At 69.7% G+C, this 22,736-nt stretch carries 17 protein-coding genes and 1 pseudogene; 5 read left to right on the plus strand and 13 right to left on the minus strand.

What is annotated here, in order from left to right; genetic code table 11:
- Both HMPREF9719_RS04315 and HMPREF9719_RS04320 read right to left on the minus strand, forming a co-directional pair.
- A pseudogene (locus HMPREF9719_RS04315) lies at nucleotides 1-381 on the minus strand (hypothetical protein); the annotation flags it as partial.
- Nucleotides 382-551: 170 nt separating this feature from the next.
- The gene (locus HMPREF9719_RS04320) at nucleotides 552-1,421 is read right to left on the minus strand and encodes an ArgP/LysG family DNA-binding transcriptional regulator (protein ID WP_004600751.1); all 870 of its coding nucleotides are present in this window, start codon (nucleotides 1,419-1,421) and stop codon (nucleotides 552-554) included.
- Nucleotides 1,422-1,491: 70 nt separating this feature from the next.
- Between HMPREF9719_RS04320 and HMPREF9719_RS04325 the strand changes: the two genes are divergently transcribed.
- A complete protein-coding gene (locus tag HMPREF9719_RS04325; protein WP_004600752.1) occupies nucleotides 1,492-2,241 on the plus strand; it encodes a LysE/ArgO family amino acid transporter in 750 nt (249 codons plus the stop codon).
- A gap of 480 nt (nucleotides 2,242-2,721) precedes the next feature.
- Here HMPREF9719_RS04325 and HMPREF9719_RS09615 read toward each other — a convergent pair whose 3' ends face one another.
- From HMPREF9719_RS09615 to HMPREF9719_RS04370, 10 genes are all read right to left on the minus strand, one after another.
- Nucleotides 2,722-2,871 (minus strand): hypothetical protein, encoded by a 150-nt coding sequence (locus HMPREF9719_RS09615; RefSeq protein ID WP_004600753.1) that lies wholly within the window; start codon nucleotides 2,869-2,871, stop codon nucleotides 2,722-2,724.
- Entirely contained in the window at nucleotides 2,868-3,644 is a 777-nt protein-coding gene (locus HMPREF9719_RS04330) for a trypsin-like serine protease (protein ID WP_004600754.1), read from the minus strand. The genes HMPREF9719_RS09615 and HMPREF9719_RS04330 overlap by 4 nt, the downstream gene beginning before the upstream one ends.
- A 9-nt stretch (nucleotides 3,645-3,653) precedes the next feature.
- Entirely contained in the window at nucleotides 3,654-4,634 is a 981-nt protein-coding gene (locus HMPREF9719_RS04335; RefSeq protein ID WP_162857760.1) for a DUF418 domain-containing protein, read from the minus strand.
- Between the two features lie 339 nt (nucleotides 4,635-4,973).
- Complete coding sequence (locus tag HMPREF9719_RS04340; protein ID WP_004600756.1) at nucleotides 4,974-6,329, minus strand: YkvI family membrane protein; 1,356 nt, start codon at nucleotides 6,327-6,329, stop codon at nucleotides 4,974-4,976.
- 386 nt (nucleotides 6,330-6,715) lie between these two features.
- A complete protein-coding gene (gene gatB, locus HMPREF9719_RS04345) occupies nucleotides 6,716-8,221 on the minus strand; it encodes an Asp-tRNA(Asn)/Glu-tRNA(Gln) amidotransferase subunit GatB (RefSeq protein WP_004600757.1) in 1,506 nt (501 codons plus the stop codon).
- Between the two features lie 73 nt (nucleotides 8,222-8,294).
- On the minus strand, nucleotides 8,295-8,867 hold the full coding sequence (locus tag HMPREF9719_RS04350; protein ID WP_004601864.1) for a GNAT family N-acetyltransferase: 573 nt from the start codon (nucleotides 8,865-8,867) through the stop codon (nucleotides 8,295-8,297).
- 12 nt (nucleotides 8,868-8,879) lie between these two features.
- Entirely contained in the window at nucleotides 8,880-9,866 is a 987-nt protein-coding gene (locus HMPREF9719_RS04355) for a bile acid:sodium symporter family protein (RefSeq protein ID WP_004600759.1), read from the minus strand.
- 293 nt (nucleotides 9,867-10,159) lie between these two features.
- Nucleotides 10,160-11,995: a flavin-containing monooxygenase gene (locus HMPREF9719_RS04360; RefSeq protein WP_004600760.1), complete on the minus strand. Its 1,836-nt coding sequence runs from the start codon at nucleotides 11,993-11,995 to the stop codon at nucleotides 10,160-10,162.
- A 65-nt stretch (nucleotides 11,996-12,060) separates the two neighbouring features.
- Nucleotides 12,061-13,590 (minus strand): carboxylesterase/lipase family protein, encoded by a 1,530-nt coding sequence (locus tag HMPREF9719_RS04365; RefSeq protein ID WP_004600761.1) that lies wholly within the window; start codon nucleotides 13,588-13,590, stop codon nucleotides 12,061-12,063.
- 185 nt (nucleotides 13,591-13,775) lie between these two features.
- Nucleotides 13,776-15,005, minus strand: a complete 1,230-nt coding sequence (locus tag HMPREF9719_RS04370) for an acyl-CoA dehydrogenase family protein (RefSeq protein ID WP_004600762.1) — start codon at nucleotides 15,003-15,005, stop codon at nucleotides 13,776-13,778.
- A 394-nt stretch (nucleotides 15,006-15,399) separates the two neighbouring features.
- On the opposite strand from HMPREF9719_RS04370, the gene HMPREF9719_RS04375 reads away from it, so the two are divergent.
- The 4 genes from HMPREF9719_RS04375 (at nucleotide 15,400) to HMPREF9719_RS04390 (ending at nucleotide 19,834) form a co-directional block, all read left to right on the plus strand.
- Entirely contained in the window at nucleotides 15,400-16,200 is an 801-nt protein-coding gene (locus HMPREF9719_RS04375) for an enoyl-CoA hydratase/isomerase family protein (RefSeq protein ID WP_004600763.1), read from the plus strand.
- An 84-nt stretch (nucleotides 16,201-16,284) separates the two neighbouring features.
- Nucleotides 16,285-17,157, plus strand: a complete 873-nt coding sequence (locus HMPREF9719_RS04380) for a 3-hydroxyacyl-CoA dehydrogenase family protein (RefSeq protein WP_004600764.1) — start codon at nucleotides 16,285-16,287, stop codon at nucleotides 17,155-17,157.
- 122 nt (nucleotides 17,158-17,279) lie between these two features.
- The gene (locus HMPREF9719_RS04385; RefSeq protein ID WP_004600765.1) at nucleotides 17,280-18,461 is read left to right on the plus strand and encodes a CaiB/BaiF CoA transferase family protein; all 1,182 of its coding nucleotides are present in this window, start codon (nucleotides 17,280-17,282) and stop codon (nucleotides 18,459-18,461) included.
- A 143-nt stretch (nucleotides 18,462-18,604) separates the two neighbouring features.
- Entirely contained in the window at nucleotides 18,605-19,834 is a 1,230-nt protein-coding gene (locus HMPREF9719_RS04390; protein WP_004600766.1) for an acyl-CoA dehydrogenase family protein, read from the plus strand.
- Between the two features lie 1,295 nt (nucleotides 19,835-21,129).
- Here the strand turns inward: HMPREF9719_RS04390 and gatA are convergent.
- A complete protein-coding gene (gene gatA, locus HMPREF9719_RS04395; protein ID WP_004600767.1) occupies nucleotides 21,130-22,617 on the minus strand; it encodes an Asp-tRNA(Asn)/Glu-tRNA(Gln) amidotransferase subunit GatA in 1,488 nt (495 codons plus the stop codon).
- Between the last annotated feature and the right edge of the window lie 119 nt (nucleotides 22,618-22,736).

Consider the following 22,736-nt stretch of genomic DNA (forward strand, 5'->3'; position numbering starts at 1 on the left):
CACGGGCGGCGCCTGCGGGGCCTCGGGGGTGGGCTCGCCTGACTCACCGGCGCCGTCGGCCGCCGCGGCCGCGGGCCCATCGCCTGCCTCCGGCTCGGGGGCCGGGGTCGCCTTCTCGCCGTCGTTCGCGCCGGCGGCCTTCCCCGGGTCGAGGGGTTCGGTCGTGTCGCCCTCCTCCGGGGCGGGCGCCGTACCAGGCTCCTGGGGCCGGGGCGGCTCGGTGGTCTCGCCGTCGGTGGTGTCCTGCTCGGGGCTGGGCGCCTTCGGCGCCTCGGTCGAGCGCGTCGCCTCGCCTCGCGACTCCGGGCGATAGGTGGGGATATCGTCCTCGAAGTCGAGCGCGTTGCGGTCCGGCTGGGGCTTCTGCGGCTCGTCACTCATGGGGGCGATGATAGCGGTGGGGCGCGTCCTCCCGGCCGCGCCGCGCCGCCGCGCGGCGGCGCGTGGCCTGCGCCGCCTCGGTCATCAACGGCGGACGCCGCCCCGGCCGGCGCGCGTCCGACTCCCCGCTCCCGGCGCGCCCCGCCGCCGCCTCCCCGGCGGGGAGCTGCCTACTCGGTGCCGCGGGCGGCGCGCACGACCGAGCGGGTGAGTCTGTCGAGGAGCGTCGACTGCAGGCGCCAGTGCTGCCAGTAGAGGTGCACCTCGGTAACCAGGTCGTCGAGGCGCACGAGCTCGCCGCTCCTTAAGTGCGGGCGGATCTGCTTCTCGGGGAAGAGCGCCCAGCCCAGGCCCGCAACCGCGGCGTCGACGAAGCCCTCCGAGGAGGGGATGTAGCTCACCGGGCGGGCGCGCCGCTCCCCCGGCGCGAGCCGCCCGCCTAGGTCCTCGTCCTGGAGGAGGTCGTTGGGACCGAAGCGCAGCGCGGGCATGTGCGCCCAGTCGAGGCCCTCGTGGGTGGTGTAGTTCAGGCGCAGCTCGGGGCTGGCGGCGGCGATGTAGCGCACCGTGCCGAGCTCGACGACCTCGCAGCCGCTCACGGGCGCGGCGTGGCGGGTGACGGCGGCCATGACGTCGCCGCGGCGAAGGAGCGCCCGGGTGCGCTCCTCCTCCTCGAGGCGGAGGCGCAGCGCGGTGCCCGGCCAGCCGGCGGCGTCCCTTAAGACGGGCTTAAACCACGTGGCGAGCGTGTCGGCGTTGACGGCGACGGTGAGCGGCACCCGGTCGAGCCGGTCGGTGAGCTCGGCTGCGGCCTCGGCCTGGACGAGCGCCATGCGGCGCGCGGCCTGCACCAGAACCTCGCCCGCCTCGGTGGCTGTGGCGGGGGTGGTTCTCCTCACAACGACCCGGCCCACGTTCGACTCGAGGGCCTTGATGCGCTGGCTCACCGCGGAGGGGGAAATCCCCAGCTCAAGGGCGGCGGACTCGAAGCTTCCCTCGTCGACGATGGCGAGCAGTGTGGTCAGCTGGGCGGGGGTCATGAAGGAAGTCTAAACCGGGGTTAAGGCGGTGCGGTTTCCCCGCCCGCGCAGAGGGCTTAGAAACAGGGCCATGGGCATCTACGTGGCTGGTATCGCACTGGGTTTTTCTCTCATCGTCGCGGTGGGACCGCAGAACGTCTACCTGCTGAAACAGGGCGTGAAGCGCACCGGCGTGCACGCCGTGGTCCTCACCTGCATGCTGTCGGACATCGTGCTGTTCGTCGGCGGGACGCTCGCGGTGGACGCGGTCTCCTCGCTGGCACCCTGGATCCTCGACGTCATTAAGTGGGTGGGCGTGGCCTACCTCGTGTGGTTCGCGCTGCTTACGGTGCGCGACGCGATCCGCGGGGGCGGCGGCATCGAGCAGGAGCCGCAGCCGGCGACCCGGCCCGAGGAGGAGGTCGGCCTCCAGCCCGAGCCGTCCGACGTCGTTCCCGAGGCCGCCCAGGGCCCCGGCGGCGGGGTCGCCGTGAAGACGAGGACCGCCGCCGCCCCGGCGAAGGCGAAGAAGGCCAGCCCGGTCATGGTCAACTGGGTGCGGCCCGCGCTCGTGGCGCTGGCGCTCACGTGGATCAACCCGGGCGCGTTCATCGACGGGCTCGCGATGGTCGGCGGCATCGCCAACCAGTACGCCGTCGAGGCCGAGAAGTGGATGTTCGTCGCCGGCACGATCACCGCGAGCTTCATCTGGTTCCCCGCGGTCGGCTACGGCGCGGCGGCGCTCTCGAAGCCGCTGTCGCGGCCGAAGGTGTGGCGGGTGCTCAACACGATCATCGCGCTCGTGCTGCTTGCCATCGCCGGGCGCCTCGCGCTGAGCTAAACCGCCCGCTCCCCTACGTCTGCCGGGCCCCGCGATGCCCGCGGCCCGGCCGGTTTCTCCCCGCCCCGAGTGCTGCTCGGGGCGGGTTTTTCGCGCCCATCACGGGCTTCTTATTCATTTTGAGAGAAATGTAGTGGCGAAAAAGGGAATCTTCGCTAGACTGAGCTGTGCGCGCCCGGCGGGAGGGCCTTGTGGTGAATGCTGTGGTGTGTTTCCTTTCTGGACTGTGGAGCTTCCCGCCGGGCGCCCTCCACGTCGCGTGACGGCCCCTCGGCCGCCCGCGGGCCTCTCCGCCCGCGCGGCCGAGGGGCCGTCGCTTCTGTCTTCACCCGACCCCCGCGGGACGATCGATCACCTCTCCCCGTCGTGCCCCGCCGGTCCCCGGGCCAGGCTCCCGCCGGAGACGACGCGGCCGGGGCCGGGGGACACTCCCCGGTCCCGGCATGAGGGCCGCCCCGGAATCCCGGGGCTCGTTATCGGCTAGCTCGCCGAGTCCCCCTTGGCGCCCTTCCCGGCCTCGTCCGAGGCGAGGGCGCCCTTCTTGCGCACGACGGCGAAGACGGCCCCGCCGATGACGGCCGCGGCGGCGATCGCGACGCCGACGAGCACCGGGCCGCGGACCTCCTTCACGCGTCGAGGACGCCGCTCGCGGCGGCAGGCTCGGGGTCGGCGGCGATGGTCTTCTCCAGCCACTCGCGCTGCGGCGCGAGCGGCGCCATCGCGGCCGCGCCGTCCTCGGGGGCGTCGCCACCCTCCGGCTCGGCGCTTAAGCCCGCGGAGAGCACCGCGGCGACCTTCCCGTCGACGAACAGCGGCCCGCCGGAGTCGCCCGGCTGCAGGCTCGCGCCGTCGCCGACCTTGACGTCAAGGCCCTCCTCGGCTTCGAAGAGCGCGAGCGGGCTCGGGCCCTTGGCCTCCGCGGCGGCGGCGACGGGACGCTCGGTGCCGGCGGCGCCGTCCGGGGACCAGCCGTAGAAGCGGCCTTGAGTTTCCTTCGGGGTCTCCTCGGCGAGGCCGGGGTAGTCCTTCAGGCCCAGGTCCTCGGTGACGTGGACGGCGGCGATGTCGCCCTCGGGGGCGAGCTCCCAATGGTCGATGTCGACGCGGCGGGAGTCGTCGCCCTGCCCGAGGCGCACGCTGCCAGACGGCTTGTCGAAGCCCTCGACGCAGTGGCGGGCGGTGACCACCCAGCGCGGCGCGACCGCGGTGCCGGTGCAGTCGCCGTCCGGGTCGCCGTCGTTGGTGATCTGCAGGGAGACGACCCGGTCGGCCTCGGCGTCGCCCGCCTCGACGGGGGTGCCGCTCTCGAGGGCGAGGGCGTGCGGCGCAGTACCGGCGAGCAGCGCGTCGGCGGCGGCGAGGGTCAGGGGCAGGCGCGCGGGGCGCGGGAGGAAAGCGGTCATGTTCAAGTCCTAGTCCTTGTCTTTCTGGGTGCGGGCGGGGCCCGGGGCGAGTGTGCGGGACGTGGCGGCCAGCGCCGCCTCGAGCGGCCCGCGGTTGAAGAAGTGGCGCCAGGCGGCGGCGAAGGCGACGAAGCCGAGAAGCGTCGCGGCGAGCGCGACCGGGTGCTCGTAGGTGCTCAGGTCGCTGGTGACGAGCGGCCCGGCGGTGGCGATGTGCGCGACGTACAGGGTCAGCGGCATCGCGCCCGCCGCGGCGAGCGGGCGGAGCGCCCCGCCGGTGCCGCGCACCGCGACGAGGCAGGCGCACAGGACCGTCGCGGAGGCCGCGAGGCTCACCGCGATGTCGCCTAATCCCCCGCTGTGGGCGCTTAAGCCCACCGGGTCGGTGTCGGGGTTGACGAGCAGGCGGGCGGCGATGCCCGCCGCCGCGAGCGGCGCGGCGACGGCGAGCACGCGGGCCGCGCGGCGCGGGTTGTTCAGCAGCAGCCTCCCGGCGCACAGCCCCGCGAGCTGGAAGCACAGCCACGCGAAAAGCGGGTAAGGAGCGCCGAGGACCGCCGGGAGGGGGACGGCCGCGTCCTGGAGGGCCGCGATCACCCACGACAGCCCCGCGGCCGCGGCGGCGCCGGCGGCGACCGTCGCGGTCGAGCGGCGGACGAACACGGCCGCAGCGAGGAAGCTCAGGCCCATCGCCAGCAGCACGACGTCGATGACGCCGGCGATCGGGGTGAGCGCCCAGTGCAGGGCGATAAGTATCGCGCCGCGCACGACGAGCCGCCCGGGGGTGAGAAACACCATGGACACCCCGGCGAGCGCAGCGAACAGCGCCGAGGGCAGCCCGTCGACGAGCACGCCGGTATACCCCACCGGCGGACAGAGGTGCGCGACGACCATCCCCGCGAGCACGAGGAAGCGGGCCACGTCGAGCCCCGCGACGCGCGCCCGGGGTGTCGGAGGAGCCCCGGGCCGAATGAGTTCAGTTGTGGTCACGGTGCCTCAGGCTAGAGCACCCACCTGGCGAGAAACTGGGGTCAGGCATCCGGTTTCGCCCCGGGTTGGTGGGAGTATCCGGGGCTTGGGTGTGGGTGCCGGCTGGGGCCGGCCGGGCCAGCCGAATTAGGGCGCACGGAGAGGCGGGCGTCCGGCGGGCAGCCGCTCCCCTTCCCTGCCCCTTCTTTGGCCTCCAGCCGGCGGCAGCGGTCGAGAGCGATAGACAAGTAGAGACGCGAAAAGCCCCGGCGGCATCGCTGCCGCCGGGGCGTATAGGCCGGGCCCGCCGCGCGGGCGGGCCCGGGGCCAGGTTGAGGCGCGAGGGGTGGCGCGGGGCTGCTAGGAGCGCCCGGCGACGCGGTCCCCACCGCCCGTGCCGGAGGAGGCCTTCTCGCCCCTGTCGTTAGAGGAATCCTCGTCCCCGGAGCCGGAATAGGAGTCCTCGCCGTCCCCGTCCTCGTCGTCGGAGGAGGCGTCGTCGCCGGCGACCTCCCCGTCGATGGCCTCGCGCAGGTCGTCGTCGTCGATATTCGACTCGCTGGTGAGGTGCTTCAGCTCGTTGGCGTGCTTCTCGCTGAAGTCGCGGTCGTCGTCCTCGCGGCGCTCGGTGAGGTCGCGGATCCGGGCGCGGCGGACGTTCTCCTCCTTGATGGTGGAGCGGTGCTTGATCCACCAGTAGCAGAGCACCGCGACCATGACCATGCCGAGGAAGCCGATGACCGGGTAGAGGTAGTCCATGAGCAGGTCGAAGCCGAAGAAGCTGATGCCGAAGCCCACGAGCGTGGAGACGATAAGGAAGAGCGGGTACTGCTTGTGGTTCCCCGCCGAGAGGCGGCGGCCGAGCGCGTAGAACATGCCGATCGCGGTGTTGAAGATCATCGCGAAGATCACCCACACCATCAGAGAGGCCGCCCACGGCGCCATGGAGTTAAAGAGGGTGAGCATGGGCACCTCGGCGCCGGTGACGTCCTCGATGTTGAGGAACATGACGACCGCGGCCATGACGAGCATGACGGTGTAGATGACGCCGCCGATGATGCCGCCGCGGAAGGAGGCGCGCGGGTCGGTGTGGTTGCCGCCGATGACCAGCGACATGGACACGCCCAGCAGCAGCGCGAGCCCGTTGTAGTTCACCGCGGAGAGCAGCCAGAACGGGATCGGGCTGTCCTCCGCCCGGGCGGTCTCCTGCAGGGTGGAGAAGTCGTCCGGGAGGTTGAACATCGTGTAGATGAACGCGGCGATGACCGCGATGATCACCAGCGGGGTGAGCATCCCGATCGCGTTGGAGACCTTATCGACGTTGAGCAGCCCGACGCCGATGACGATGACCGTCATGACGAACGAGCCGATCCACGAGGGGATGTCGAACTGCTGGGCGAGGTTCTCCCCCGCCCCGGCGAGCATGACGACACCCACCGCGCCGAGCGTGAACGTCACCGACACGTCCAAAAACCGCGACATCACCGGGTGGGAGACGTTGCGGAAGACGTAGTTGTGCTCGTCGGCGAGGAAGTAGCTCCCCAGGCCGAGGATGACCGCGCCCGCGAGGCCCATGATGATGCCCGCGATGACCGCGCCGACGATGCCGACCCAGCCGAACGAGATGAAGTACTGGATGACCTCGGCGCCGGTCGCAAAGCCGGCGCCGACCAGGAGGCCGACGAAGGCCATCGCCACGGAGATTGATCGTTTCACCGCGCCTGTTCCCCCTTTTATCTTTCCCTGCTTGCCGTTCGCCGCACCGCGTCGTGCGGGCCTTACACACTGCGTGGTCGCGCGGCCCGCGGGCCCGGAAACGGGGCCTGCGCCGGCGCGCGTCGGCGCCCGCCGCCTGAGGACGCGCCAGGGCCCCGCCGGAGGGGACCCTCCGGGAGCCGGCGCTGGGGCGGGCGCTCCGCCGGGGCCGGCCGAAGGATTTTCATCCGGCCGCCCCGGCGCACCGGGGCACCACCATATAGATAAGCCGGCGCGCACGCGTCCCGGCGGGCGGCCACCCCGGGCGTGTCCACGCCATAAGACACAAGCGTCCCGCCCCGCGGGAGTGCGGGGCGGGACGGGAAAAGCGCAGGTGGCCGGGGGAGCTAGCCGAGCTTCTTCGCGATGAGCTGGTTGACCTGCTTGGGGTCCGCGGCGCCCTTCGTGGCCTTCATCACGGCGCCGACGATCGCGCCGGTGACCTTTTTGTTTCCGTTGCGATACTTCTCGACGATATCTGGGTTCTGCTCGAGGGCGTCGTCGACGGCCTTCTCGATCGCGCCGGTGTCGCGCACGACCTCGAGGTCGTGCTTGGCGACGACCTCGTCGACGTCGCCCTCGCCGTCGAGGACGAAGTCCACGGCCTTGCGGGCGAGCTTCGTCGTGAGCGCCCCGTCCTTCACCAGGGCGACGACGCGCGCGACCTGGGCCGGGGTGATGGGCAGCTCCTCGAGCTCGACGCCGCGCTCGTTCGCCTTGCCCGAGAGGTACGACACCCACCAGGAGCGCGCCTCGTCGGGACCTGCGCCCTCCTCGGTCGTGGCGATGATGACCTCGAGGGCGCCGGCGTTGACGAGGTCGCGCATCTCCTCGTCCTTCAAACCCCACTCCTTCTGGATGCGGGCGCGGCGCACCCACGGGAGCTCGGGGAGGCTCTCGCGGATCTCCTCGACCCACTCGCGCGGCGCGATGACCGGCGGGAGGTCGGGGTCGTTGAAGTAGCGGTAGTCCTCCGCGGTCTCCTTCGGCCGGCCCTTCGTCGTCGAGCCGTCGGCCTCCTGGAAGTGGCGGGTCTCCTGATCGATCTCCCCGCCGTCGGTGAGCACCTGGGCCTGGCGCTGCATCTCGAAGCGGACGGCCTGCTCGACGGACTTGAGCGAGTTGATGTTCTTCGTCTCGGTGCGGGTACCGAACTCCTCCTGGCCCTTCGGGCGCAGCGAGAGGTTCGCGTCGACGCGCATGGAGCCCTGGTCCATCCGCGCATCCGAGACGCCCAGCGACTTCACCAGGTCGCGCAGCGCGGTGACGTAGGCGCGGGCCACCTCGGGCGCGCGGGCGCCGGCGCCCTCGATGGGCTTGGTGACGATCTCGATGAGCGGCACGCCCGCGCGGTTGAAGTCCACCAGCGAGCTCGTGGCGCCCTGCAGGCGGCCGGTCGCGCTGCCCAGGTGGGTGAGCTTGCCGGTGTCCTCCTCCATGTGGGCGCGCTCGATCTCCACGCGCCACGGGGTGCCGTCGTCGAGCTGCACGTCCAGGTGCCCCTCGTAGGCGATGGGCTCGTCGTACTGGGAGATCTGGTAGTTCTTCGGCTGGTCCGGGTAGAAGTAGTTCTTCCGCGCGAAGCGGGAAGACTCGGCGATCTCGCAGTTGAGCGCCAGCCCGATCTTCACGGCCCACTCGACGCCGCGCCGGTTGACGACCGGCAGCGCGCCCGGCAGCCCGAGGCTCACCGGGTCGACGTGGCTGTTGGGCGCCGCGCCGAAGTCCGCCGAGGAGGAGGAGAACATCTTCGTCTCGGTGGCGAGCTCGACGTGAACCTCCAGGCCCATGACCGGGTCGAAGTGCTCGAGGACCTCGTCGAAGTCCATGAGGTCGTAATCTGCGATCGTCATGGCCCCCGAGTCTAGTGCCACGGCGCAACCCCCGGGGCCGCCGGGCGGGCCGGCCGCGCCGCGGGGTCTCTGCCTAGAGCCGCGCCTCGAGGCCGGCGCGCACCATGGGCCACTCGTGGGCGAGGATCGAGTAGACAGCGGAGTCGCGGGTGCGCCCGCCGCGCACGATGCGGTCCTGGCGCAGGATCCCGTCGAGCTTCGCGCCGAGCTTCTCGATCGCGCCGCGCGAGGCGCGGTTCATCACGTGGGTGCGGATCTCCACGCGGTTGACGCCAAGCACCTCGAAGGCGCGCTCCAACAACAGGAGCTTCGACGCCGGGTTGACCTTGGTGCCCTGCACCGAGGCGGCGTACCACGTCGCCCCGATGGAGATGACCTTATTTGCCGGGTCCGGGTGGAGGTAGCACGTCTCCCCGACGATCTCTCCCGTGGTGCGCTCGCGCACGACGAAGGCGGCGCGCCCGTCGGTGAGCCTCGTCTCGATGTCGTCGGCCATCTCGTCCGGCGAGGGGGTGAGCGCCAGCCACGAGTCCCACACGTCGCCGTCCGCGACGGCGGCCTTGAGCGCCTCGAGGTGGCCGCGCTCGAGCGGCTCGAGGGAGACGACGTCGTTGTCGAGCACCGGGCGATCCGTATAAGAGGTCACAATGCCTCGAGGCTAGTCGGCGGCAGCCCCGCGCGCGGCGGTTTCGGCCCGCTTCCGATCGGAGCGGCGACACAGCGCCGCGAACACCGCGCCGGAGAGGTTGTGCCACACGGAGAACACCGCCGCCGGCAGCGCGGAGAGCGGCGAGAGGTACTGCGACGCGAGGCTCGCAGCGAGACCCGAGTTCTGCATGCCGACCTCGACGGCCATCGCGCGGCGCACCGGCACGGGCTGGCCGACGACGCGGCAGAGCCCGTAGCCCACGGCGTAGCCGAGCGCGTTGTGGATGACCACGGCGGCGAACACCGCGAGCCCCGCGGTGGCGATCTCCTCCCTCGACCCGGAGACCACCGCCATGACGATGAGGGCGATCGCGACGACCGCGAGCCACGGCAGGGCGGGCGCGACGCGGTCGACGAGCCGATCGAGGAACACCGAGACGGCGATGCCCGCGACGACGGGCACAAGCACGACGAAGAGGATGGTCGTGGCCATGTCCGCGAAGGACACGGGCAGCGACTCGCCGGCGAGCCACAGCGCGAGCGCCGGCGTGACGACCGGGGCGAGCAGCGTGGAGATCGACGTGATCGTCACCGAGAGCGCCACGTCGCCGCGGGCTAAGTAGCTCACCGTGTTCGAGGCGGTGCCGCCCGGGGTGCAGCCCACGAGGATGACGCCGGCGGCTATGAGCGGCGGGAGGTTCAACACCCAGCTGACGAACACCGCTATCGCCGGCATGGCGACGTACTGGGCCGCGACGCCGAGCAGCACCGGCAGGGGCCTGGTGAGCACGAGCTGGAAGTCCTTGGGCTTCAGGGTGAGCCCCATGGCGAACATGATCACCCCGAGAAGCAGGTTCGTGTACGGGGAGACCGCCTGGCCCGCCTCGGGCAGGAGGTAGCCCACCACCCCGCCGACGATGACGAGCAGCGGGAAGCCGAGTGCCGCGCGGTACGCCCCGGCGTCGGCCGCCTTCGTGGTCGCTGGTTGCTCGCTCACTTCTTCGCGCACTCCTTATATATGTCGGTCTCTTCCCGAGGGCCCGGGGCCGCTCGGCGACGCCGCTGCCGCCGCGGTGCGGCTCGCCCGGGCACTTCACCCGAGACTAGACGCCTCGTTCCACCATTCAAAACATGAATCCTACTAGTTGAGACTACCGCGGACGCGGCTCGGCCCCGCCCCTCTCGCCCGGGCTCGCTGCGGAGCCGGAACGAAAAGGGGCGGGGCCGGTCGGGTCGGGGTCGGGCTAGGCGCGCCGCTTGGGCGCGGGGCCTATCCCCTAGCGCGGGTTCTTAGGCGAAGGTGAGGCCCTTGAACTCGCCGTCCTTGCGCCACTCCTCAATCATGTTGAAGAAGACCTTCTGGCCGCGGGGGTCGCCCACCGAGCGCTTCTGCTCGATGCCGATCTCGTTGCCCTCGTTGTTGTAGTAGCCGGGGGTGCAGTCCGGGTCGTCGGCGACGTTGCCCTCGGTCTCGAGGTAGTGGACCCAGTCGTCCTCGGCCTCCTGGTCGGCCTCGAAGGTGTCGTAGCCGTTCTTCAGCGCGTGCTCGACGACGTCGCGCACCGCCTTCGCGCCCCAGCGGTAGTTCTGCGACACGTTCGAGGTGAGGAACGAGGCCTGCACCGACTGCTGGAAGAACAGGTTCGGGAAGTCGTGGGTGAAGTAGCCCAGGTAGGAGAGCATCCCGTCGTTCCACTTGTCGATGAGCTTCTCGCCGTCGCGGCCGATGATCTCGAAGTCGGCGTCCTTCGCGGCGTTGCGCAGGTACTGGAAGCCCGTGCCGTAGACGATGAGGTCGACCTCGTACTCGCGGCCGGCGACGACCACGCCGTTCTCGGTGATCTTCTCCACGCCCTTGCCCTCGGTGTCGACGAGGTGGACGTTGTCCTGGTTGAAGGACTGGAGGTACTCGTCGTGGAAACCGGGGCGCTTGCACCAGCGGTGGTACCAGGCCTTGAGGTTCTCCGCGGCGTCCGGGTCCTTGACGAGCTCGTCGACGCGGTCGCGGATCTCCGCCTGGATACGGTCGTCGTTGTTGTACATGGCCTGCTTGTAGGCCTCCGGGGTGATCTCCCCCTCGATCTTGCTCAGCTCGTTGACGGCGAGCTCGCCCATCTGGGTCCAGCCGTCGTCGAGGAGGTTCGGGTTGTCCTTAGAGGGAAGCTTGCCGAACTTCCACTCCTCGGCGTGGTCGAGGAAGTTGTTGTAGAGGACGTCCTGCCAGCCCTCCTTGGCGGTCAGCTCGTCCCACCAGTCGTAGTGCAGCGGGCCGTTGTTGCGCTCCGCGACGGCGGTCGGGGTGCGCTGGATGACGTAGAGCTCCTTAGCGGTCTTGCCGAGCTCCGGGACGGCCTGCAGCGCGGTCGCACCGGTGCCGATGATGGCGACCTTCTTGTCCTTGAGCTTGTCCATCGGCTCGCCCTCGGGCGTGCCGCCGGTGATCGAGTAGTCCCAGCGCGCGGTGTGGAACCAGTCGCCCTTGAAGTCCTGGACGCCCTCGAAGGACGGCATGCGCGGCGTGGAGAGCGCGCCGATGCCCATCGAGATGAACTGGGTGGTGAACTTGTCGCCCCGGTTGGTGGAGACCTGCCAGCGCTTCTTGTCCTCGAGCCACTTCAGCTCGGTGACGCGGGTGTGGAAGAGCGCGCCGTCGTAGAGGTCGAAGTGCTCGCCGATGCGCTGCGCGTGGTGGCGGATCTCCGGGCCGTGGGCGTAGAACTCGGTGGGCTTGTAGCCGGTCTCCTCGAGCAGCGGGAGGTAGACGACCGAGGCGGTGTCGCACATGAGCCCCGGGTAGCGGTTCCAGTACCAGACGCCGCCGAAGTCGCCGGCCTTGTCGAGGATGCGCACGTCGCGCCCGGCCTTCTTGAACTCCGCGCCGGTCATGAGGCCGGCCCAGCCGCCGCCGATGATGGTGACCTCGACGTCGTCGAAGACGGGCTCGCGGGGCTCGACCTTCTTGTGCGGGTCCTGCTTGTCCGGGTCGATGATCTGCTCGAGGCGGGTGTAGTCCTGCTCCTTGGTGCCGCGGGCGGCCTTGCGCTTGTCGCGCTCCTCGGCGTAGCGGCGCTCGGTCTCGGACTGCGTGGTGACGTGGTCGTTACCGGAAAGCGGGGAAAGAGACATAGTCGTTCGGGTCCTTCCTGGAATATGTCTTTGAGGTGTGTGTCCGAAGGGGGCTGGGCGGCGGCCTAGCGCTGGCCCGCCCAGTCGACGAAGGCCTGGCGGTCGACGTCGGTGTCGACCCGCCGCCCCTCGGCGGTGAAGATGCCGGTCGGCCGGCTGTCTGTGGTGTGCGGATCCCAACCGGGATTGAGGTCCTTGATGAAGCTCACCCACGCGCCGTGGACGTCGTCGGCCAGCTGAACCGGGGCGTCCAGGTCCACGGTGTCCTTGATCGCCTGGCGGTCGATCGTGTGGAAGGTGAAGGGGATCTCGAGCATGTGGTGCGAGCCGAGAGCCCCGCCGAACTTCGGCGACTTCCAGTCGAAGCGGTACCTAAAGGTCGGCCCGTCCGAGTTCTCCACCCGGGCGTCGATGAACTGGCCCAGCGGCTGGAGGAACTTCCAGTGGTGGAACAGGTTCACCATGGTGGTGCCCGGGCGGGGGTCCTCGGAGTCGACGTTGAGCTCGAAGACCTTCTCGGGGTCCTTCGCGCCCCACGCCGCGGCGGCCTTCTTCACGTCGTCGTCGGAGACCTTGTCGAAGATCCCCGTGCCCACGACGAAGAACGTGCCCTCGTCGAGGTTCGTCCCGATGAGCACCGGCACGTCCGCGCCGCGGCCGGCCTTGAGCGCCTCGATCGGGTGCTCGGGAAGCACGTCGCCGTCGACGCTGGGCTGCCAGGTCATCGAGTTCGACGCGAGGTCGAAGTAGGTGTCCTTGTCCGCGGAGGTGGAGATCTCCTGCTCGACGGCGGCGCCCGCCTCGAAGGCCTTCTCGGGCTCCAGCGAGCCCAGCGACTTGGCGTTGGGCTCCAAGCCGACGTACTCGGCGTAGCGCCGGCCCACGGCGCGGGCCGCCTCCTGCGAGACGCTGTTGTGCGCCGCGCCCGACTGGAGGATCGCGCCGTGGAAGAGGCCCTTGGCCTTCGGGGAGGTAAGAAGCGCGCCGATGCTCATCGCGCCGGCGGACTCGCCGCCGACGACGACGTGCTCGGGGTCGCCGCCGAAGGCCGCGATGTTGTCGCGGACCCACTCGAGCGCGGCGATCTGGTCGCGCAGCTGGTTGTTCGAGGTGCCGTCCTCGAGCTGGAGGCCGCCGAGCACGCCGAGGCGGTAGTTGATCGTCACCGCGACGATCCCCTTCTCGGCGAACCCGGTGCCCTCGAGTTGGCTAATGGAGCCCGAGCCGTTGCGGTAGGCGCCGCCGTGGATGAACACGTAGACCGGCGCCTTGGCCGCCTCGCCCTGCTCCAGGACCTCCTTGGAGACCCACACGTTGAGGTTGAGGAAGTCCTCGCCCTCGACGAGCGGGTTCTCCACGATGGAGAGCGCCGCCTCCGGGTACTGGATCTGCGGCGGGGTGGCCCGCCGCTTCGTCGCGTCCAGCTCGCCGGACCACTCTGCGGGCTGCGGGGGCAGGAACAGGCGCTCGCCGACAGGAGCCGCCGCGTACGGGATCCCGAAGAACGCGGCGAGCTGGCCAGAGTCGTCCGCGGACCCGTCGGCCGCCACCGACAGGCCGCGGATGGTGCCCTGCCGAACCGAAACTGTAGGCATGGTTTCAAGCCTCCTTCAATGTTTAATGTGAGTTGCTACACATGATGTCCGGAGACTTGCGGCAGGGTCAAATGAGGCCCACGCCACTGGATCGAACCCCCGACCGCGCCGCGGGGCCGGTCCCCGCGGTGAGCTACGCAACACCGGGGGTGGGCGCGCCACAAACTACCCCCACATGGGGGTGGTTACGCCTTGCGGAAGGCTCCGATTCCGGTGAGCTTCTGCCCAAGGATGAGCGTGTGGACCTCGTCGGTGCCCTCGTAGGTGCGCACCGCCTCGAGGTTGTTCGCGTGGCGCAGCGGCGAGTACTCGGTGGTGATCCCGTTGCCGCCGAGGATGGTGCGGCACTCGCGCGCGATCTCGATGGCGGTGCGGCAGTTCGCGAGCTTCGCCACCGAGATCATGTGGTTCTCCAGCTCGCCGGCGTCCTTCGCCCGCCCGAGGCGCAGCGCGAGCAGCTGGCCCTGGTTGAGCGCGACGGTCATGTCGACGAGCTTCTTCTGGGTGAGCTGGTAGCCGGAGAGCGGCTCGCCGAACTGGAGGCGCTCGCCGGCGTAGTCGAGCGCGACCTCGATGGAGTCGCGCGCCGCACCCAGCGAGCCCCAGGAGATCCCGTAGCGCGCCTCGTTGAGGCAGGACAGCGGGCCCTTGAGCCCCGGGTGCTTCGGCAGGATCGCGTCCTTGGGCAGGCGCACGTCGGAAAGCTCGATGTCGCACTGCAGGGAGGCGCGCATGGAGAGCTTCTGCTCGATCGGGGTGGCCTCGAAGCCGTTGGAGTCGGTGGGCACGATGAAGCCGCGCACCGCGGAGTCGGTGCCCGGCTTGATCTTGTCCTCCTCGATCGCGCCGGAAGCGACCTGGTCCTCGTTGGAGACCCTCGCCCAGATGATCGCCACGCCCGCGATGCTCGCCAGGCCGATCCAGCGCTTCTGGCCGCTAAGGCTCCACTCGCCGTCCTCGTACGTCGCCCAGGTGGCCATGGATCCCGGGTCGGAGCCCGCGGTGGGCTCGGTGAGCCCGAAGCAGCCGATGACCTCGCCCTTGGCCATCCTGGGCAGCCACTTTTCCTTCTGCTCCTCCGAGCCGTGCTTGTAGATCGCCGACATCGCGAGCGAGCCCTGCACGGAGACCACCGTGCGGATGCCGGAGTCGCCGGCCTCGAGCTCCTGCATCGCCAGGCCGTACTCCACCGCCGAGCGGCCGGCGCAGCCGTAGCCCTTGAGGTGCATCCCGAAGAGCCGCTGCTCGGCCATTTCCTCGATGAGCTCGACGGGCAGCACGGCGTTCTCGTACCACTCGCCGATCTTCGGCCGCAGCCGCCGGTCGACAAACTCGGCGATCCGCTCCCTGGTCTGGATCTCCTCGTCGCTGAGCAGCGAGTCGATTCCCATTAGATCGGTGACTGATCCTGGCATGGCTTCCTCGAGCCTCCTTGGGGTCGTTGGCGGTCGGGGCGTCCTAAAAAACTGCGGGCGTCCGGATTCTTCTTTCGTTCGCGGCGGTGGTCTCGACGACGGCCGGGGTCACCGGCCCGCCGCGCCCGGGGCGCCCGCCCGGGTCGCGGCGGCCCCGCGCTTGGCGAGGCGGGGTGTTATCTCGTTAAAAGATAGGTTCCTTACGTGACGCGCGCCATGGGATTCGCGGACTTTTTCGCCGCGGCTGCGACGCGGCAGGTCACCGGCGACCAGCCGCACCTCGACCGTGGTAGTGACTCCTGCCTCATGTGCCGCGTCATAGTCGGATATATAGTGACTGGAGACACGTATTCGCGCAGGCGAGTGACGACGACCATATGGAAAGGCAGGGACCATGTCCGACGTCGACCTGGACCTCGTTCTCCGCGAGGACGAGAACACGACAGCGATCCTCACGATCAACAAGCCCGACTCGCTCAACTCGCTGAGCGCCGCCGTGCAGGACGCGCTCGAGGCGCGCCTCGACGAGGTCGAGGCGGACGACGCGATCAACACGATCGTCATTACCGGCGCGGGCGAGAAGGCCTTCGTCGCGGGCGCCGACATCGGCGAGCTCGCGAAGCGCTCCCCCATCGAGGCGCTGGGCGCGAGGCTGCAGCGCCTCTTCGAGCGCCTCGCGACGTTCCCCAAGCCGACGATCGCCGCGGTCAACGGCTTCTCGCTGGGCGGCGGGCTCGAGCTCGCGCTCGCCTGCGACGTGCGCGTCGCCTCGACGACCGCGAAGTTCGGCTTCCCCGAGACCGGCCTGGGCATCCTGCCGAGCGCAGGCGGCACCCAGCGCCTGCCCGAGCTCGTCGGCGTCGGACTCGCCCTCGACCTCATCATCACCGGCCGCAAGATCGACGCCGACGAGGCGCGCACCGCCCAGCTCGTCACCTACGTCGTCGAGCCCGAGGAGCTGCGCTTCCAGGCACTCAAGGTCGCCGAGCGCATCGAGCGCAAGGGCCCGCTGGCGGTGCGGCTCGCCCGCGAGGCCGTCAAGCGCGGCTTCTCCCTCGACCACGACACCGGCTTCGCGCTCGAGCGCATCGCCCAGACCGTGCTCTTCCACTCCCCGGAGAAGGAAGAGGGCACGCGCGCGTTCGGCGAGAAGCGCCACCCCGACTACAGCGAGCACCGCGGCGACCGCCCCTAGCGCTTATCTAGGGCCGGTTTTCCGCGCGCCCGAATAGAACGACCAGCACACCGCAGCTTTTCCCAGGAGGGTTTCTACACAGCTATGAGCATCGAAGACATCAAGCACATCACCGTCATCGGCTCGGGCACGATGGGCTCGCAGATCGGCATGGTCGCGGCCTTGAGCGGGTTTGAGACCGCGATCGTCGACATCGCCCAGGAGCCGCTCGACAAGGCCAAGGAGCACCTGTGGTACCGGGTGGACCGCGACGTGAAGAAGGAGCGCCGCACCGCCGAGGACGTCGCCGCCGCGAAGGAGCGCGTGACGTTCACGACCGACCGCGACGCGGTGGTGAAGAACACCGACTTCGTCATCGAGGCCGCCAGCGAGAACATCGACATCAAGCGCCAGGTGTTCAAGGAGCTCGACGAGGTCGCCCCGGAGCGCACGATCCTCGCGACGAACTCCTCGAACATCGTCTCCTCGAAGATCGCCGACGCCACCAACCGGCCCGAGAAGGTCTTGAACTTCCACTTCTTCAACCCGGTGCTCATCATGAAGGCCGTCGAGGTCGTCTCCCACGAGAAGACCTCGAAGGAGACCATCGAGACGACCGTCGCGCTCGGCGAGAAGCTCGGCAAGAACGTCATCCGCGTCAACAAGGAGATCCCGGGCTTCGTCGCGAACCGGCTGCTCGGCGCGATCCGCACCGAGGCCTTGAAGCTCTACGACGACGGGGTCGCGAGCTACGAGGACATCGACACCGCCGCGAAGACCGCGCTGCGCCACCCCATGGGCCCCTTCGAGCTCATGGACATGACCGGCATCGACGTCGTCTACGGCATCCGCCAGGCGGAGTACGAGCAGACCGGCGACGAGTCGGCGCTGCCCCACCCGCTCATCAAGGAGCTCTACGAGAAGGGCGACTACGGCCGCAAGACCGGCAAGGGCTTCTACACCTACGACGACAAGTAGGCCCTAGCTCCCCGGCCGCCCCGCCACGGACCGGGGCGGCCAGGCCCGGCCCCGCCTTCCTCGAGGCCGGGCGAGAACCGGCAGTCCCCTCCCCTTCACACGAACACGGAAAGACGAGACCAGTGGCAGACCCCATCCTTCCCGGCGACAAGCGCCCGGGCCCGCTCGACGGCGTCGTCGTCGCCGACTTCTCCCGAGTGCTCGCGGGCCCGTACGCGACGATGTTGCTCGCCGACCTCGGCGCGACCGTCATCAAGGTCGAGGCGCCCGTCGGCGACGACACCAGGCGCTGGACCCCGCCCGAGCGCGACGGCATCTCCACCTATTACATGGCCGTCAACCGCAACAAGCACGCCATCGTCCTCGACTTGAAGAAGGACGAGGACTTGGAGACGGCCTACCGGATCATCGACCGCGCGGACGTCTTCGTTGAGAACTTCAAGCCCGGCGGGCTAAAGAAGTTCGGCCTCGACGAGGAGTCCGTGAAGAAGCGCTGGCCCGGCGTCATCCACGCCTCCATCACCGGCTTCGGCACGAAGGGCGGCGCGCACCTGCCCGGCTACGACCTGCTCGTGCAGGGTGCGTCGGGCTTCATGCACACCACCGGCTCCGAGGACGGCCCGCCGCAGCGCGCGGGCGTGGCGATCTTCGACATCGTCACCGGCCTGCACACCGCGATCGGGATCCTTGCCGCGCTCGTCGAGCGCGGCAAGTCGAAGGAGGGCCAGCACATCGCGCTTAACCTCCTCAACTCGGCGCTCTCGGGCCTGGCGAACCAGACCTCGGGCGTGGTGGCCGCGGGCTCGAACCCGCGCCGCATGGGCAACGAGCACCCGAGCCTCTACCCCTACGGCCCGTTCAAGGCCAAGGACCGCGAGATCATCGTCTGCATCGGCAACGACAACCAGTTCGAGCGGTTCATGACCGCCCTCGAGGCCGAGGAGGGCAAGGAGGAGCGCTTCTCCACGGTCGCGAAGCGCAACGAGAACCGCAAGGAGCTCGGCCCCATCATCGAGAAGTACCTCGCCGCGAAGACCGCGGACGAGTGGTACGAGATTTTCAGCGAGATCGGCGTGCCCGCCTCGCAGATCCTCACCGTCAACGAAGGCGTCGAGTTCGCCGACAGCCTCGGGCTCGAGCCGGTGGTGCTCTCCGGGGAGGGCGAGGACGACCCGATCCCGGGGATCCGCAACCCCATCGAGCTCGGCCGCACCCCGGCGGACTACCCGAAGGCCCCGCCGGCCCTCGACGCGGACCACGAGCAGGTGCTCGCCTGGCTCGACCGCACCGAGGCCAAGAAGTAACCCACTCCTCATAGGGGACGGGCCATAAGGCCCCTCCCCTTCCCAGCCCCGGGCGCCGCGGCCCCGCCCGGGGCGATCGGTGGCATAGCCACCCTCGGCCGCGCCGCGCCCCAACGAACCACGCAAAACCAGAAAGGCCCGTCATGGCTAGGAAAGAACCGAACTGGGGTCTCCTCGAGCAGCCCGACTTCCTCTACCTCGACCGGGAGCTCGACGACGACCTCATCAAGCTGCGCGACCGGATCCGCGAGTTCGGCAAGAAGCACGTCGACCCCGTCATCGACGACTACTGGGAGCGCGCCGAGTTCCCCTACGAGCTCCTCGAGCCGCTCGCGGACCTCGGCGTGGTCGGCACGTTCATCCCCGGCTACGGCTGCCCCGGACTCTCTCGGCTCGGCGCGGGCATCGTCGCCCGCGAGCTGGGCCGCGTCGACGGCTCGCTCAACACGTTCATGGGCGTGCACTCGAACCTCGGCATGGGATCGATCTACATGCTCGGCGACGAGGAGCAGCGCAACCGCTGGCTGCCCGACCTCGCGGCGCTGAAGAAGACCGCCGCCTTCGGGCTCACCGAGCCGAAGCACGGCTCCGACTCCGTCTCCCTGGAGACCTCCGCCCGGCGCGAGGGCGACAGCTGGGTCATCAACGGCCACAAGCGCTGGATCGGCAACGGGCACGCCGCCGACAACATCGTGCTCTACGCCCGCGACGAGGAGGACGGCAACGTCAAGGCCTTCGTCGTGGAGAAGCAGGCCGACGGCTCCTACCCCGAGGGCTACCGCCCCGAGGTCATCAAGGGCAAGATCGGCAAGCGCGCGATCCTCCAGGCCGACATCGTCATCGAGAACCTCCACGTGCCCGAGGAGAACCGCCTGAAGAACTGCGAGTCCTTCGCGGGCGTGAACCGGGTGCTCGCCGCGACCCGGGGCGGCGCGTCGTGGGAGTCCGTCGGCCACGCCATGGCCGGCTTCGAGTTCGCCGCGAAGTACGCGCTCGAGCGCGAGCAGTTCTCCGCGCCGATCGCGAGCTACCAGCTCGTCCAGGAGAAGCTCGCCACGATGCTCGGCCACGTCACCGAGGCGCAGCTGCTGTGCACCCGCATGGCGGAGCTGCAGGAGCGCGACGAGATGGACGGCCCGCGCGCCTCTCTGATCAAGATGGTGACCGCTAGGAAGGGCCTGGCCGTCACCCGCGAGGCCCGCGACATGCTCGGCGGCAACGGCCTCCTGCTCGAGAACAAGGTCGCCCGCCACGTCACCGACATGGAGGTCATCTCCACCTACGAGGGCACCGACTCCGTGCAGGCCCTCATCGTCGGCCGAGAGATCACCGGCATCTCTGCGTTCACCCGCAAGGTGCGCCCGAAGAACTAGGACGGCTGAAGCGCAGCCGCACGGCTGCCTGCAGGAATCCCCCGGGAGGACGGTTCACACCGCTCTCCCGGGGGATTCCGCGTATCCAGAGCGCCCGATTTCAGAACGAGCGGCTGCCTGGCTACCCTACGCCACGCCAGCCCCCAACAAATCGTCGCCGCCTACCGGCACCGGCTCGCCGACTGCACCTCGCCGGGGCGAGCTTTGGTTCTCTCATCGGCCAGGCCGAACCGCGAGCAAAACCAACCGTGCCCAGATCAATCCCGGAGGAAGGTTCAGTGTCGGGTCAACGCGACCCGGGACCTCGATGGGTCACTTTGGCCAAGCCAAGCAGACGGCTGCGACGAGCAACGCAACTGCCGCAACCGCGAGCACCACGTTCCACGCGTCAAGCTTCCGGCGGCGGACAACGACCACCCCGAGGACTACGCCGCCGATAGCGGCAAACAGCATGATCCAAAAACCCATGATGTACTTTTCTCCCCAATGAAATAACTCTGTAGCGACGTTGAGCGAATCGCCCACCGCGCGCCACGGAAGCGGGACACACGTCGCCTAGTGTCCGCCCGCACTACATTGCCGATAATTCGATCGCGATTCCCGAGGCAACGAGGCACTCCGCGCCCATCGCCCGAGATCTTCTTCGGGCGGAGAACAGCGCCCGGATATGAGACGCGCACACGCTTCCGCCCGACCACTTCGATTCTCCGGGTTCCCGGGATCGGGTCTTGCTCAAGGGGAATCGGGTTTTCACCCCGCCGCCTCGCCAGACCTACAGCATCCGCCTTGGCACAGATCAGCACGGCAGGGTATGGACTCATCTAACGTCCCCGATTTCCGCCGCCCGGACCGCAGCTTCTTTGGCGAGGGCGAGCACGGCTGCTGCCGTAGGATCGGGGCTTTCGGTTTACAGTCGCACCCTTAGCATTAACTCCCACTTATAGGTGAGTGTGGTGACACTCGTGTAACCGGAAAAGTAGCGGCCCGCCGCGGTGGCGTCAATGGCTTTTATTCTTATCAATGACGGCCCGCGCGTCCCTCGGGCGCAACGGCAAAGTCCCTGGCTGCGGGCCTGCTCGCCGTACATATCGGCGGCGCCCCCTCTCGCCTGCCGCCGCAGCCACACCGCGCAGCCCTCAACGCCGCCTAAGCCTCGAGGCGCGTGCCGGCGCCGGCGCCAGCGCCGGCAGTCCCGTGGTCGGCGACAGCGCCGCGTCCCGCCCCACAAGACGCCAAACGGCCCGCCCCTCACGAGGTGAGGAGCGGGCCGAGGTTCTCCGGCGGGCGAGTTGTTCTTAGTTCGCCCGGGCGGCCTCGAAGGCGGCGCCGAGGCGGTAGAGCCGGTCGTCGGCGAACGCCGGGGCCATGACCTGCAGGCCGATGGGCAGGCCGGACTCGTCGAAGCCGGCGGGCACGGACATGCCGCCGAGCCCCGCGAGGTTGAGCGGCAGGGTGCACAGGTCGAAGTTGTACATCGCCAGCGGGTCGTCGACCTTCTCCCCCAGCGGGAAGGCGGTCGTCGGGGTGACCGGCGCGACGAGCACGTCCGCGTTCTCGAAAGCGTTGGCGAAGTCGCGGGCGATGAGCGTGCGCACACGCTGCGCCTGGAGGTAGTAGGCGTCGTAATAGCCCACCGACAGCGCGTACGTGCCGAGGATGATGCGGCGCTTGACCTCGGGGCCGAAGCCCTCGGCGCGGGTCTTGGCCATGACCTCGGCGGCGGTGTGGCTGCCGTCGTCGCCGGCGCGGCGCCCGTAGCGCATCCCGTCGAAGCGCGCGAGGTTCGAGCTCACCTCGCAGGAGAGGATGAGGTAGTAGGCGTTGAGCGCGTCGTCGAAGTGCGGGCAGTCGACCTCGACGACCTCCGCGCCGAGGCCCTTGAGCGTCTCGACGGAGTTGCGGAAGTTGGCGATGACGTCGTCCTGCCAGCCGTCGCGGTCGAACTGCTTGACCACGCCGACCTTGAGGCCCTTCAAGTCGCCGCGGGCGCCCTCGCGGGCCGCGTCGACGACCGGGGCGACCGGCCGGTCGACGCTCGTGCCGTCGAGCGGGTCGTGGCCGGCGATGACCTCGTGGAGGAGCGCCGTGTCGAGCACGGTGCGCGCCGTGGGGCCGCCCTGGTCGAGTGAGGAGGCGCACGCGATGAGCCCGTAGCGCGACACGGTGCCGTAGGTGGGCTTCACGCCCACGGTGTTGGTGAGCGCCGCGGGCTGGCGGATCGAGCCGCCGGTGTCGGTGCCGATGCCCAGCGGCGCCTGCCCGGAGGCGAGCGCCGCGGCGGTGCCGCCGCCGGAGCCGCCCGCGGTGCGGGAGGTGTCATACGGGTTCTTCGTCGGCCCGTAGGCGGAGTTCTCCGTCGAGGAGCCCATGGCGAACTCGTCGAGGTTGGTCTTGCCGAGGATCGGCACGCCCGCGGCCTTAAGCCGCTTCGTCACGGTCGCGTCGTAGGGAGAGCGGTAGCCCTCGAGGATCTTCGAGGCCGCCGTCGTGGGCTGGTCGGTGGTGGTGAAGAGGTCCTTGAGCGCGAGCGGCACGCCCGCGAGCGGGGAGGCCGGCTTATCGCCGGCGGCGATCGCGCGGTCAACGGCCTCGGCCTGGGCGAGCGCCCCGTCCGCGTCGACGTGGAGGAAGGTGTTGAGCTCCACGTTGGTCTCCTCGATGCGGTCGAGGAACGCCTGGGTCACCTCCTTGGAGCTCACCTCCTTGGCGTGGATCTTCTCGGCGAGCTCGGCGGCGGTCGCGCCGGTGAGCCCGGAGCCGTCCTGAACGAAGCGTGCTGTCATCTCGGCTGCTGTCCCCATTCCCTCGAAGAACTAAAAGATAAAGTCGTCGTCTCGCCGCGGTACGCGGCGGTGCCCGGCCGCGCCCGGCGCCCCCGATCGGGGCGCACCGGCGCGGCGCT

The sequence above is a fragment of the Corynebacterium otitidis ATCC 51513 genome (genome assembly GCF_000296405.1).
In the GTDB taxonomy this organism is placed as follows: Bacteria; Actinomycetota; Actinomycetes; order Mycobacteriales; family Mycobacteriaceae; genus Corynebacterium; species Corynebacterium otitidis.

What these genes read in the sequence shown, in the direction of transcription:
- HMPREF9719_RS04320 (WP_004600751.1), bottom strand. Translation starts at nt 1,421, where the DNA reads ATGACCCCCGCCCAGCTGACCACACTGCTCGCCATCGTCGACGAGGGA.
- HMPREF9719_RS04325 (WP_004600752.1), top strand. Translation starts at nt 1,492, where the DNA reads ATGGGCATCTACGTGGCTGGTATCGCACTGGGTTTTTCTCTCATCGTC.
- HMPREF9719_RS04330 (WP_004600754.1), bottom strand. Translation starts at nt 3,644, where the DNA reads ATGACCGCTTTCCTCCCGCGCCCCGCGCGCCTGCCCCTGACCCTCGCC.
- gatB (WP_004600757.1), bottom strand. Translation starts at nt 8,221, where the DNA reads ATGACGATCGCAGATTACGACCTCATGGACTTCGACGAGGTCCTCGAG.
- HMPREF9719_RS04360 (WP_004600760.1), bottom strand. Translation starts at nt 11,995, where the DNA reads ATGTCTCTTTCCCCGCTTTCCGGTAACGACCACGTCACCACGCAGTCC.
- HMPREF9719_RS04365 (WP_004600761.1), bottom strand. Translation starts at nt 13,590, where the DNA reads ATGCCTACAGTTTCGGTTCGGCAGGGCACCATCCGCGGCCTGTCGGTG.
- HMPREF9719_RS04370 (WP_004600762.1), bottom strand. Translation starts at nt 15,005, where the DNA reads ATGCCAGGATCAGTCACCGATCTAATGGGAATCGACTCGCTGCTCAGC.
- HMPREF9719_RS04375 (WP_004600763.1), top strand. Translation starts at nt 15,400, where the DNA reads ATGTCCGACGTCGACCTGGACCTCGTTCTCCGCGAGGACGAGAACACG.
- HMPREF9719_RS04380 (WP_004600764.1), top strand. Translation starts at nt 16,285, where the DNA reads ATGAGCATCGAAGACATCAAGCACATCACCGTCATCGGCTCGGGCACG.
- HMPREF9719_RS04390 (WP_004600766.1), top strand. Translation starts at nt 18,605, where the DNA reads ATGGCTAGGAAAGAACCGAACTGGGGTCTCCTCGAGCAGCCCGACTTC.
- gatA (WP_004600767.1), bottom strand. Translation starts at nt 22,617, where the DNA reads ATGACAGCACGCTTCGTTCAGGACGGCTCCGGGCTCACCGGCGCGACC.